9 protein-coding genes are annotated in these 12,705 nt (G+C 72.0%); 5 read left to right on the top strand and 4 right to left on the bottom strand.

Features of this window, described 5'->3' with window-relative positions; all coding sequences use genetic code 11:
- Positions 1–7 precede the first annotated feature (7 nt).
- Both NYZ95_RS03090 and NYZ95_RS03095 read left to right on the top strand, forming a co-directional pair.
- A complete protein-coding gene (locus NYZ95_RS03090; RefSeq protein ID WP_262848559.1) occupies positions 8–1,210 on the top strand; it encodes a hypothetical protein in 1,203 nt (400 codons plus the stop codon).
- On the top strand, positions 1,207–2,115 hold the full coding sequence (locus NYZ95_RS03095) for a sulfotransferase family protein (protein ID WP_262848561.1): 909 nt from the start codon (positions 1,207–1,209) through the stop codon (positions 2,113–2,115). Before NYZ95_RS03090 ends, NYZ95_RS03095 begins: the two co-directional genes overlap by 4 nt.
- Here NYZ95_RS03095 and NYZ95_RS03100 read toward each other — a convergent pair.
- From NYZ95_RS03100 to NYZ95_RS03115, 4 genes are all read right to left on the bottom strand, one after another.
- Positions 2,078–3,187: a CDP-glycerol glycerophosphotransferase family protein gene (locus tag NYZ95_RS03100; protein ID WP_262848563.1), complete on the bottom strand. Its 1,110-nt coding sequence runs from the start codon at positions 3,185–3,187 to the stop codon at positions 2,078–2,080. The genes NYZ95_RS03095 and NYZ95_RS03100 overlap by 38 nt on opposite strands.
- Positions 3,184–4,731 (bottom strand): lipopolysaccharide biosynthesis protein, encoded by a 1,548-nt coding sequence (locus NYZ95_RS03105; protein WP_262848565.1) that lies wholly within the window; start codon positions 4,729–4,731, stop codon positions 3,184–3,186. The genes NYZ95_RS03100 and NYZ95_RS03105 overlap by 4 nt, the downstream gene beginning before the upstream one ends.
- The gene (locus NYZ95_RS03110; RefSeq protein WP_262848566.1) at positions 4,728–6,371 is read right to left on the bottom strand and encodes a hypothetical protein; all 1,644 of its coding nucleotides are present in this window, start codon (positions 6,369–6,371) and stop codon (positions 4,728–4,730) included. Before NYZ95_RS03110 ends, NYZ95_RS03105 begins: the two co-directional genes overlap by 4 nt.
- Before the next feature lie 156 nt (positions 6,372–6,527).
- A complete protein-coding gene (locus tag NYZ95_RS03115; RefSeq protein ID WP_262848568.1) occupies positions 6,528–9,353 on the bottom strand; it encodes a PKD domain-containing protein in 2,826 nt (941 codons plus the stop codon).
- 148 nt (positions 9,354–9,501) lie between these two features.
- Here NYZ95_RS03115 and NYZ95_RS03120 point away from each other — a divergent pair, with 148 nt between their 5' ends.
- From NYZ95_RS03120 to NYZ95_RS03130, 3 genes are all read left to right on the top strand, one after another.
- Positions 9,502–10,251, top strand: a complete 750-nt coding sequence (locus NYZ95_RS03120) for a 3'(2'),5'-bisphosphate nucleotidase CysQ (protein WP_262848570.1) — start codon at positions 9,502–9,504, stop codon at positions 10,249–10,251.
- A gap of 45 nt (positions 10,252–10,296) precedes the next feature.
- The gene (locus NYZ95_RS03125; protein WP_262848572.1) at positions 10,297–11,364 is read left to right on the top strand and encodes an LCP family protein; all 1,068 of its coding nucleotides are present in this window, start codon (positions 10,297–10,299) and stop codon (positions 11,362–11,364) included.
- A 116-nt stretch (positions 11,365–11,480) separates the two neighbouring features.
- Entirely contained in the window at positions 11,481–12,668 is a 1,188-nt protein-coding gene (locus tag NYZ95_RS03130) for a ScyD/ScyE family protein (RefSeq protein ID WP_262848574.1), read from the top strand.
- The last annotated feature ends 37 nt before the right edge of the window (positions 12,669–12,705 follow it).

The raw sequence follows: 12,705 nt of genomic DNA on the forward strand, positions 1-12,705 counted from the left end.
GAGAGCGATGTCGGACGACGCCGGTGCAGCGCTGGCTGCGTGCGCCGAACAGCTCGCCGCCCCGGGTGCGGCCGTGACCGTCGCCGCGCGGCACGACGGGTCCCGCGACTACCTCTACGTCCCGAACCGCCGCTCCCCGCGACTCCTCGTCCCTGCCTCCCCGAACGGCGCGGCGGCCTGGTCGATGATGAGGTTCAGTGCCTCGCTCTCGGCGCGCGAGACGCTGGGCCGCCTCGGTCTGGCGGCTGCGCTCCGGGTCGGGGCCGGCAGGTTCCTGCCGGACGGGCTGTCGGTGGCCCCGCACCAGGCAGGCGGCCTCGCCGACCACCTGGCCGGGATCCTCGGTGCGGAGTCGGTCGTCTTCAGCCTGGGGGTCGGCACCGCACGCGCCAACCGCAAGCCGGTCCTCCAGGTCTTCGACACCGACGGACGCTCGCTGGCCTTCGTCAAGCTCGGCGTCACCGAGGTCTCCCGGGCTGACGTCACCGCGGAGGCGGAGTCGCTGCGCCTCCTGGGGTCGTCGCCGCTGCCGCCGACGTTCGAGGTGCCCCGTCTTCTGCACCTCGGCGAGTGGCAGGGGATGACCGTCCTCGCCATGACCGCCCTGCGGACGGCCTTCGCGCAGCGCCCGAAGGCCCAGTGGCACGTCCCCCACGCCCTGATGGATTCCTTCGGTCGGGCGCTCGGTCCCGGTGACGTCCGCCCTCTGGCGGACATGCCGGTGTGGGCAGGGCTGGCCGCCGATGTCGCGCAGCTGCCGGCGAGCCAGGTGCAGGCGGTGCTGTCGCGCTCGCTCGAACGCCTCGCGCCGTACGCCGACGACACCCCCTTCGTCGAGGCGACGTGGCACGGCGACTGGACCCCGTGGAACATGGCGCGCGCGCACCGCCGGACGCAGCTGTGGGACTTCGAGCGGCTCGAGTCAGGCGTTCCGCTCGGGCTCGACGCACTCCACTACGGCGTCAACACCTACACGCGCGCCCACGGCCTGAGCATCCCGCACGTGCGCGCCGGTCTGGTGATGGGCAGGCCGGCCTGCGAGGACCGGCGGTCCCCGGACGCCGTCCTCGCGGCGACCTACCTCGCCACCATCACGGTGCGCTACCAGAAGTCGGTCCACAGGATCGGCGGCCACCTCGTCTCCGACCGGGCCGAGCTGATGGCGAACGCCCTCGACGACTGGCTCGACTCGATGGAGGAGTCCCGATGAAGACGTCACGTCAGCTGGTGCGCCGGGTCCGTGACGCGATGCCGGCGTCGCTCGGTCGGTGGGTACGCCGGGCCGCCACGTTCTGGGGCACCGCGACCTCGCGCTGGCGGATGGAGCCCGACTTCATCATCGTGGGCGCACAGCGGTGCGGGACCACGACGCTCTACCGGGTGCTGTCGGAGCACCCCGACGTCGTGCGTCCCACGCTCTCCAAGGGCATCGGCTACTTCGACCTGCACTACGCACGTGGACGTCGCTGGTACCGCGGTCACTTCCCTGTCAGGTTCCTCGCCGACCGTCGCGCGCGTCACGGACGGGCGTTCACCTTCGAGAGCAGCGGCTACTACCTCTTCCACCCGCTGGCGGCAGAGCGGATCGCGGCCGATCTGCCCCGGACCCGGCTGGTCGTGCTGGTCCGTGACCCGGTCGAGCGGGCGTACTCGGCGCACCGGCACGAGCTGGCCCGGGGGTTCGAGACCGAGCCGTTCGAGGAGGCGCTGAAGCTCGAGGACGAGCGCCTCGCCGGCGAGGAGCAGCGTCTGGTCGAAGACCCGTCGTACCAGAGTTTCGAGCACCGCCACCACGGCTACCTGGCGCGGGGGCGCTACGCGCCGCAGATCCGTCGCCTCCAGGAGGCGGTCGGCGACGACCGCGTGTACGTGATGGACGCCGACCGGTTCTTCGACACCCCGCAGGAGGAGTTCGCGCGCCTCTGCGCCTGGCTCGGGATGCCGGCGTGGACGCCGGACGCGGTCGAGCAGTGGAACGCCCGCCAGCGTGACCCCATGCCCGCCGAGCTGCGGCGCAGTCTCGAAGCCGAGTTCGCCGACCTCGACGACGAGCTGTCTCAGATGCTCGGCAGGCCGGTCAGCTGGCGCGATCGCTCAGGTCGCGCGGAGCACTGAGGACGCCTCGCGCGACGAGCGCGTCGATGACCCGCTCGCTCGCCCGGCCGTCCTCGTGCGGGCAGAACGTCGCGACGAACGTCGCGTACCGGTCGCGCGAGGTGCGCGCGACCTCGGCGGGTTCTTCGAGGAAGGCGACCAGCGCGGCGGCCGTACGCGCGACCGGCCCCGGGGCCCACGTCTCGTAGTCGAAGTAGAACGGCCGCAACGACCCGCGGTAGTGGTCGAGGTCAGGGGAGTACAGCACGATCGGTTTGCCCGTCACGGCGAAGTCGAAGATCGCGGACGAGTAGTCGGAGACGAGGAGGTCGGCGGCGAGGAACAGCTCGGCGATCTCCGGGTACGCGCTGACCTCGAGCACGCGCGGGTGGGCGCTGCCCGCCGGGGCGTGCACGTTCTTGTGGAGCCGGTTGAGGACCACCGAGCCGGGCGGAAGCACGTCGAGCGCGCGGGCGTACGGGAAGTCAACCGGATGGACGAACTGTCCGTCGGCGTTCTTCGCGTCGTCGCGCCACGTGGGTGCGTACAGCACCGCCGTCGCGTCCTCCGGGATGCCGAGGCTCGCCCGCACCCGGGCCCGTGTCGTCCCGTCGTCGTCGACGAGCATGTCGTTGCGCGGGTAGCCGGTCTCCAGGACCTCGCCGTCGAAGCCGAAGGCGCCGCGGAAGATCCGTGTGCAGGTCGGACTCGGCGACAGCAGGATGTCCCACTTGGCGACGTCGCGCAGCATGCGCTCGCGGTGCGCCTGCGCGCCCGCGTACGCGGAGTCCCGCTCGTCGAGCCCGATGACCTTGAGCGGGGTCCCGTGCCAGGTCTGGACGTACGTCACACCCGGGCCCTTGACCAGGTGCTTGCTGATGATGTCGTTGGACACCACGAGGTCGGAGGAGAGCAGCCTCGCGAAGTACGCGGGGGAGTGGCGCCGCACGACCGGGGCCGGCGGACGGTCGGCCACGCCGTCGTGGACCCACCGCTGGCGCACCGACGGGAACCGCCGGGCGAGCTCCAGGGAGAGGGCGCGCGGGCTGTCCGCGTACCGCCCCCGCCACGCCTCGAAGAGCACATCGGTCATCGAGAGGCCACCTCCGACGGCGTGGGGGACGGGCGTCGCGCACGCAGCGCGCGGAACGTGCTCAGCATCAAGGGCTTCCGGAAGAACCACAGCCCGGCGAGGTACGCCAGCCCGCCGGCGACCGCGACGGCGCACAGCGCGAACAGACCCGCATCGGTCGTGAGGGAGAGGACCGCGACGGGAGCGGCGAAGCAGACGGCGTTGAGGCTCGCCACGATCAGGGTCGGGACGCAGAACGGGTTGATGCCCCACATCCGGTGCACCTGGACGAAGGCCAGCGTGCAGCGGGTGACGATCGCGACCGTCCACGCGACCGCCGCGCCGGCGATGCCCATCCTCGGGATGAGCACGAAGCAGAGCACGAGGTCGAGCGCCAGCGCGACGAGCGAGTTGAACAGGCTCGTCGTGCTCCGTCCCGACATCAGCAGCAGGGTGTCGACCGGTCCGGAGAAGACCGCGAAGAGCATCGCCCCCACCATGAAGAGCACCACGGTGCGGCCGTCGTCGGCGTAGCCCGAGCCGAAGAGGGACAGGTAGACGTGCGGCGCGAAGCCGACGACCAGGTAGAGCGGCCACGCCATCGCCATGCTCCACGCGGTGGAGATGCGGAAGACCGTGCCGAGCGCCGCGTGCTCCCCTCGCGCGATCAGGTCGGTGAAGCGTGGCTGGACGGCCTGCTGCACCGCCTGCGTGCCGAACTGGCCGATCATCATGAACCGGGTCGCGGCGGTGTAGACGGCGGCCGAGGCCGGCCCGAGGAGCGCGGCGATGATGATGATGTCGGCGCGCTGGATGACCATCTGGGACACCTGCGCCACGCTGCGGGGCCAGGTGAACGACCAGAACTGACCGACGATCTCCTGCCGAGGCGCAGGCGGCTCGGAGTCGGTGTACGACGCCTCGCGCCGCCGGTAGAAGCGTCGGAGCGTCACGATCGCGACCACGCCCGCCAGGACGTACGCCAGCGCCCAGCCGACGGTCAGGGCCAGGATGCCCAGGCCGAGGAGGCCCGTGACCAGCGCCGCGAGCGGCTGCACCGCCGAGCGGAAGATCTTGTCGATGAACACCGTCCATCGCATCTGGCCGAAGCCGCGGGTCGTCGCCAGGCACAGGCTCCCCACGACGGCGAAGGGGAGCGTGACCCCCAGCACCGCGACGATCGCCGCGCCGTCGTCGCCGAGCCCGGCGAGGTCGGCGATCGGGCGCGCCCCGGCCACCATCGCGAGACCGACGACGACGCTCACCACCACGACCGGTACGAACGCCGCGCGCAGGACCACGCGTACGTCGGCGAACCGGCGGGTGGCCTCGAAGCGCAGCAGGAATCGTCCGAGCCCGGCCTCGGTGCCCATGGCCGTCACCGCGCTGGCGACGACGAAGATCGATGTCGCCGAGAAGAAGACGCCCGCGACGTGCTTGCTGTACGTGTTGGTGATGACCGCGACCAGGAGGAACCCGCTGAGGGCGGAGACGGCCGCCCCGACCATCCCGATCGCTCCGCCGCGGGCGACACCACGCAGCGAGCGGGCTTCGTGATCGGTCATACGCCTTCGCCGAACCCCGAGACGGGAACGCGCCGCGCACCTCCCCGCAAGACGATGCGGTAGCGGGACTGGCTCGCGCTCGGCTCGGTCCGGGCGACCGGGGTGTCACGGTCCGCAGGGCCGGCCGTGTCCTCGTCGTCCGTGTCGGTGGCGAGGCCGCTCGACGGACCCGACGGGTCCTTCGGCGACGGCCTGCGCAACCGCCGGCGCCGGTGCGCAGTCTTGGCGGGCCGGAGGTAGACGCAGCCGACGAGCCGGGACGTCGCCTGCGGGACGACGTCGGGGATCGTGGTGAGGTCGCGGTGCGTCGTCGTGGCCTCGACGACCTCGATGACGACGTCGTCCGCGAGCGCGACCAGCGCGCGGGTCCGGGGGTCGGTGAGGGTCGATGCCGCGAGGATCACCACCTCGAAGCGTCCCCTCAGCTCGTCGACGAACGCCTCCATCTGCGGGGCCACGAACAGGTCGTCGACCTCCATCGCGTCGTCGCCGCGCGGGACGACGTCGAGGTGCGGGGCGACCCGCGCGAGCGCGTCGTCGACCGAGGCCGATCCCCACAGCACGTCGTTCATGCCGACCGTCGCGTCCGGGAGGATCGTGGAAGGGCCGTTGGGCTGCCCGGTGGCGTCGACGACCACGGTCGAGACGTTCGACGCGGCGATGGACATCCCGATCGCGAGCGCAGAGGCGGCGGCCCCCTCCGAGTCGGAGGCGGCCGCGATCGCGAGGACGAACGGACGCTTGCGGTCGCCCGTCAGCAGCGCCACCCGGATGCGGCGCAGCTCGCCGGTCACCGCCGCGACTCCCTGAGCCGGGTGCTCCAGCCGGTCGGCGACCAAGGTGAGGTTCTCGGCGTCGAGCGACCCGAGGACCTCGAGATCGAGCGCCTCGACCTCGTCCACGTGGTGGATCCTGTTGTCGGCCCGCGCCCGTACCAGCGCGATGACCACGGCCACCACGAGGCCCGCCATGGCGCCCACCACCGCCATCAGCACCGTGGGGCTGAACGGCCCCGTCCCCGGGACCGACGCAGGGGTCACGACCTGGCCGGCGTCGAGCGACCCGGTCGCCAGCTCTGCCGACCGGGCGCGGAGCTGGTTGATCTGGGTGGAGACGGCTTCGACCTTCTCGGTGAGCAGCCGGGAGTTGGCCGTGCCGGCCGGAGTGCGTGACAGCTGCCGCGTCAGCACGCGCAGCTCTTCGTTGCGGCTGGTGATCTGGTCGTCGATCCGTGCGGTCTGGGTCGCGACGAGCGCGTCGGCGCGCGACTGCCGGTACGCGAGGTAGACGTCGGCGAAGCTCTGCGCGCGGACGACGGCGTCCTCGGCCCGCGGCGCCTCGTACGTGAGGTCGAGGATCTGCGTATTGGGCGGGACGGTCACCTTGAGTCCCTTGAGGAGGTCCGCAGGGGCGCCGGTGTAGTCGATGTCCTGCGCGACGAGCCGGGCGACCGCGTCGGACCGGAGCAGGTGGGCCTCGGTCTCGAGGTTGACGAGGTCGTCGCCGCGTCCCTCGGGGTTGAACGGGTTGCCGACCAGGGGGTCGATCAGGACGGTCGCGCCCGCCGTGTGCGTCTGCGACTGCTGCGCACCGTAGAAGCCGCCGAGCACGGCACCGGCCAGGACGATGAGGATCGCCAACGGGACTCCGCGTCGGAGCGAAGCCTTCAGCGATGCGAGCCTTGGCCCATTGCCGAGTTCCTGGGGCACGGGATCATCCTCCTGGCGGGGGGAACCGCCTCATGCTACAGCCAGCCCACACCCGTCGGCGGGAGTTCTGGACATACCGGTCGGATGTCACGCAGGTGGCACCACGACGGTGAACGTGACGCCCCGGCCTGTGGCGTTAGCCGTGGCGGCGAGGCCGCCCGCGGTCGAGGTGCCGACCGCGCCGGCGCTGTCGGTCAGCACCAGCGAGGTGTGGCCGTTGCCCGTGCCGACCGTCGTCGCCCGTACGGCCTGACCGGCAGGAACGCCGCTCCACGTCGTCGTCGCGCTCGACTCGTCGGCCCAGACGTTGACGGCCCAGCTGGACGGGTTGCTCACCGGCACCGACGGCGTCGTGTGACTGGTGCCTCCGGAGTCGATCGCCACGGCAGCGGGGGCTGCCGTGGCGCTGGCCCCGCGGTAGGCGCTGACGGCCAGGCTCGACTTCGCGTACGCGCTGCTCTGGACCGTCACCGCACTCCCGGCGTCGCTCGCGGTGGCGACCTTCGTCCAGGCTCGCCCGGCGGTGCCGCCGGAGTCGGCGGTCGTGACGGACGTCCAGCCCGCCGGGCCGGTGTAGGAGGGCGTGGTCGTGTTCGCGGCCATGAAGAGGAGCAGCCGGTCACCTGCCTGGACCGAGGACGGGACCGTGACGCGGTGCGCGGTCCGGTTGCCGGTGGTCGCGTCGCTGCCGACGAAGGACAGGCTCGTCGGCGCGGGCTGGGTGACCGACACCGTCCGCGTCGACGTGGAGGTCAGGCCCGTCGGACCTGTCACGGTCAGGGTCACGGTCTTGGTACCCGGCGTCGCGTACGTGCGGGTGGCAGTGACCCCGCTTGCGGTGGAGCCGTCGCCGAGCTGCCAGGCGAAGCTGGAGATCGACCCCGTCGATCCGGACGCGTCGAACGTGCAGGTCAACGCCGCGCACGACGCGGTGAACGCCGCGGTCGGGGCCTGGACGGGAGGCGGGGTGTTGCCCTGGTACGGGAACAGCACCCGCGACGACCAGGTCTGCCCGTCGATCCCCGGGCCGGAGACGGGAGTGGTGGTGCCCGCCACTGGGGCACCCGACTGGGCCCCCTGGCGCCAGCCCGTCCGGTGGAGCGTGCCGCTGGCGTTCGCCCAGTAGAGCGCGCCGCCGGCGACGAACATGCCGCGCACCTGGGAGAAGTCGATCCCGGAGACGTTGTCGCTCGCGACGAGGCGGGCAGCGCCGACCACGTCGCTCTCGGTCGTGAAGTAGCGGTAGTGCAGCTGCGAGGACCCGGACTGCGTGAAGTAGATGCGGCCACGGTCGTAGAACATCCCCGTGATGCGCGGGATCTCCGTGTCGTGCCAGGTCGCCATCCGGACGAGCAGGTCGGCCGTGTTCACCGCGGAGGCCGCGCCGTAGCTCGTCCCGTCGAACGTCCTCTTGGTGAGGCTGCCGTCGCTGAGCGCGGTGTAGAGGACGCCGCCCGCCATGAAGGCACCGACCGACTGGTTCCACGCCACCGACCCCGCCGGAGCATTCGCGGAGGGACCCGCGGCGGCGCCGTCGAAGCTGCGCCGGGTCGGTTGGGAGCCGCCCGAGGCCACGCGGTACACCTGGGCAGGGAGCGTGGCCGCAGCGATCTGCGGGAGCACCTTGCCGCCTGCGAGCGGCATCAGCGCCACACGGCCGTGGTACTCGTACTCGCCGATCCGGTCGGTGTCGGAGACGACGTAGAGCCCCTCGGGCGTCGGCAGCATCTCGAAGACGCCCACACCCCGCGTACGCGTCGGGTTCCACTGGTACGGAAGGCCGTTCGTCGGGTCGAGTGCGGCGATCCCTGGACGGGACACGGCGCCCTGCCCGGCACGGTCACCGGCGAACGGGTTGTTCTGCCAGCGCTGGTGGCCGCCGGCGTAGACGACGTCGTCGGTCACCGTGACCGACCAGGTCGTGTCGCCGCCGGTGTAGGCCTTCCAGGACGGCGCGAGGCCGGTGCCGGTCGCTTCGGACTCGAAGCGCGCCACGGTGTCGCACGACCGGACGCTGCCGCCGTACGCCCCGGTCGTGGACACCGCGAAGAACGAGCCGTCCGGCGAGAAGTCGACGTCGGTCAGGTACGTCTCGAAGCTGCTGGAGCAACGGGGCTCGTAGAAGTTCGTCTGCCAGTCCGCGAGCGTGGCCGACGCCCCGGACGTCCGGAGCATGACGATCTGCGGGCGCGACTGGCCGGCGACGGTCATGAAGTTGCCGACGCCGACGATCTTGGAGTCGGTCGGAGACTTGGAGAGGCGGAGGACGGACGTGGCGCCGCCGTTGTTCTGGCCGGCGATCGACAGGCCCATGAAGGCGTCGCGCGCGCCGGTGGTCGCGTTGATCGTGGCGAGCGCACGTTGGGCCACGCCACCGACGTGGGTGAACTTGCCGCCGACCCACAGGCGGTTGCCGTCCAGCGCGAGCGCACGGACCTGACCGTTGAACGTCGGGCTCGTGAAGCCGCTGACGCGCGCGCCTGTCGTCACGTCGACGCGGGCCACGTTCGACGCCGCGGCGCCGGAGATGCTCGAGAACGTCCCGCCGACGTAGACGCTGCGCCCGTCGGGGGCGGGGACGAGGGCGTAGACCATGCCGTTGGGGTTGGGGACGAACGACGTGCTGATCCGTCCTGTCGTCGCGTCGAAGGCGAGGAGGTTGGCTCGCGACAGCACGGTCGACTCGTTCTGGTTGCGTGCCTGGGTGAAGCTCCCGCCGAGCACGATCGTGTTGCCGACCTTGGCCACGGCTCGTACCTGGCCGTTCAGGACGTGCGGGGTGTGGTCTGCCGGGTTGGTCCCGACGATGCGGTCGGGATGGATCGAGTCCGCGTGGGCGGGTGCGGCGACGAGCGCTCCGCCGAGCGCGAGCGTGGCGGCGGCGGCCAGTGGTGCGATACGGGTGGCGAGCATGGTGTTCCCCCAGGATCTGCGTGACGTCCCTCGCTCGGAGGGCACGCGTTCACGAGTCTCGCCGTTGTGGGGTCCGGCCGTCGCGCGTTTGCACAGACCGGGTCGGGCCGGTGACCCTCCACAGGACGGCCCCGCGACAATGGCTCCCATGACGTCGACGAACGACCACGAGCTCGCCGCCTGGCTGGCCGAGCAGGCCGGTGCCGAGCTGTTGAAGGTCCGCGAGGGCGGCCTCGAGGGCAGGGCGCTCAAGGACGCGGGCGACCAGGCGAGCCAGGCCGTCCTCGCCCGGCTGCTCGCGGAGCACCGGCCCGAGGACGCGGTGCTCAGCGAGGAGGCGGCCGACGACCCGGCCCGCACGTCGGCGCGTCGGGTGTGGATCATCGACCCGCTCGACGGCACGCGGGAGTTCTCCGAGCCGCCGCGTGACGACTGGGCGGTGCACGTCGCGCTCTGGGAGGACGGCGACCTGGTCGCCGGTGCGGTGGCCCAGCCAGCCCTCGGCGAGACGTTCAGCACCGCGGAGCCGCGTCGCGTCGGGCCGCGCGCCGACGGTCCGGTGCGCATCGCCGTGAGCCGCAGCAGGCCGCCGGAGTTCGTCCAGGAGCTGGCCGGGCGGATCGGCGCCGAGCTCGTGCCGATGGGGTCGGCCGGGGTCAAGGTCATGTCGGTCGTGCGTGACGTCGCCGACGTGTACGTCCACGCCGGCGGCCAGTACGAGTGGGACTCCGCCGCACCGGTCGTGGTCGCCCGCGCCGCGGGTCTGCACACGAGCCGGGCCGACGGGAAGCCCCTGGAGTACAACCGCGAGAACCCCTGGCTCCCCGACCTTCTCGTCTGCCGGCCGGAGCTCGCCGCGCAGGTCGCTGCGTTCGTGCGCGACGAGGTCGATCTGTAGTGTTCGGCTGTCCGTCAGCCCCTGCCCACGTACGCTGAGACCGCCATGGATACCCGGACGACCGAAGCCCCGCCCGAGGGGTCCGACACCGAACGCCGCAAGCCCCGGACCCTTCGCCGGGTCCTGATCGGCCTCGGCGTCTGCTTCGTCGTGCTCGGGCTCGTGCTCGTCGCGGGTGCCTGGTACCTGCAGGACCGGCTCGTCGGGCAGGTCGACCGCGTCGACGACGCCTTCGCAGGTCTGGAGAGCCGCCCGGCCCCCTCCAAAGGCGAGGGCGTCAACATCCTGCTGATGGGCACCGACCGCCGCTCGGAGGAGCCCACCACCGGCGACGACGCCGCTGCGCCGAGCTGGCTGCCCGGCCAGCAGCGCACGGACTCGCTCATGCTGCTGCACATCGACAGCGACCGTGAGCACGCGACGCTGGTCTCGATCCCGCGCGACTCCTGGGTGACGGTGCCGGGCTACGGCCAGAACAAGATCAACGCGGCGTTCTCGTTCGCCGGTCCGTCGCTGGCGGTGGAGACCGTCGAGCAGCTGACCGACCTCCGCGTCGACCACCTGGCGATCATCGACTGGGACGGCTTCGAGGCGTTGACCGACGAGCTCGGCGGGGTCACCATCACGGTGCCCGAGACGGTCCGTGACTCCGCTCGTGGCAAGACCTGGGAGGCGGGCGAGCACCAGATGGACGGTGAGGAGGCCCTGCTGTACGTGCGGCAGCGCTACGGTCTCGCCGGCGGTGACTTCGACCGGATCAAGCGCCAGCAGAACTTCCTCCGGGCCCTCATGCGCCAGACCCTCTCCGGCGAGACCATGGCCAACCCGACGAAGCTGTACGGCGTGCTCGACGCGGTGACCAAGCACCTGACGGTCGACGCGGAGTGGACGACCGGCGACATGCGCGGACTCCTCCTCTCGCTGCGCGACATGCGTGCCGGCGACGTCACCTTCACGACGGTGCCGGTGAAGGGCACCGGGCGCGAGGGCAAGCAGAGCGTCGTCTACCTCGACCGCGACAAGGGCCGCGACCTGTGGGGCGCTGTCCGCGAGGACCGCGCCGCGGAGTGGGTGCAGGAGAACGGCGCGGGTCTGCCGCGCACCGTCGACTGAGCGACGCCGACTGAGTTGTGCAACCTCCGGCGGGCGTCCGGTGGGCCGTGCCAGCCTGGCGGGGTTGTCCACCGGTCGATCTCGGGCGACCCTCACCACCCACGGGGGGAACCTCCATGAGACGAGCACCTGTCCTCGTCGCCGGTGCCGCAGTCGCTCTCGCGCTCGGCCTGACGACTGCGCCCGCGCAGGCGCACGGCGGCCACAAGCCGCCGAAACCACCGACCGCCACGACCGTGGCGGACACCCTGTTCACCGCGCTGAGCTCGGCGATCGCGCCCGACGGCACGGCGTACGTGACGCAGAACTTCGCCGGCACCCTGACGCGGACCTCCAAGAAGGGGACCCGCACCGACCTCTACAGCTCGGGCGGCGCCGAGGTCGGGGGCGTCTCGCTCGCCGGCAGCACCGTGCTGTTCGCCGAGACCGGCTTCACCGGCGACCCGGAGGAGCCGGGTGGCTTCACCGGGATCAAGTCGATCGACCGGCGCGGCACGGTGAAGGTGCTGGCCGACAGCGGCGCGTACGAGATCGCGAACAACCCTGACGGCGACGTCGTGTACGGCGCCCGGGGCATCAGCGACGCGTGCGCCGCCCAGTGGCCGACCCCCGACCCGAACGACCCCGCCGGCCCACCGCCGTCGACGTACACCGGTGACGTCAACCCGCACCCGTACGCGACCCTCCCCGGACCGCACGGCACCACGTTCGTCGCCGACGCCGGGGCGAACTCGATCCAGCGGATCAGCCGCAGCGGCCGGATCACGACGCTGGCGCTGATGCCGGGCCAGCCGATCACCCTCACCGCCGCGCTTGCCGCAGCGTTCGGTCTCCCCGACTGCGCAGTGGGGCTGAAGTACTACTTCGACCCGGTCCCCACGGACGTCGAGTGGGGGCGCGACGGGTGGCTGTACGTCAGCCTGCTGCCCGGTGGCCCGGAGGACGCGAGCCTCGGTGCCCGCGGCGCGGTCTACAAGGTCCACCCGGTCAGCGGCCGGACCGTGAAGGTCGCAGGCGGGTTCCTCGGGGCGACGAACCTCGCCGTCGCCCCGAACGGTGACCTCTACGTGTCCGAGATCGTCGGCAACCGGGTCTCGGTGCTCAAGCGGGGCAGCAAGACGCCGAAGACGTTCGCGCCGCTGCCGTGGGCGACGTCGGTCGAGTACGCCGGCGGCGCGCTCTACGCGACGGCGTCCCCGGAGCTGGAGGACCTGTTCGCCGGCCGCCCGCCTGCGCCGGAGTCGACCTTGGTGAAGTACCGGATCGGCACGAAGCGGCACCACCACCCGAAGCACCACCGCTGAGGGGGGAGGCGGGGCGGACGAGCGCGTCCGCCCCGCT

The sequence above is a fragment of the Mumia quercus genome (assembly GCF_025506335.1).
In the GTDB taxonomy this organism is placed as follows: Bacteria; Actinomycetota; Actinomycetes; order Propionibacteriales; family Nocardioidaceae; genus Mumia; species Mumia quercus.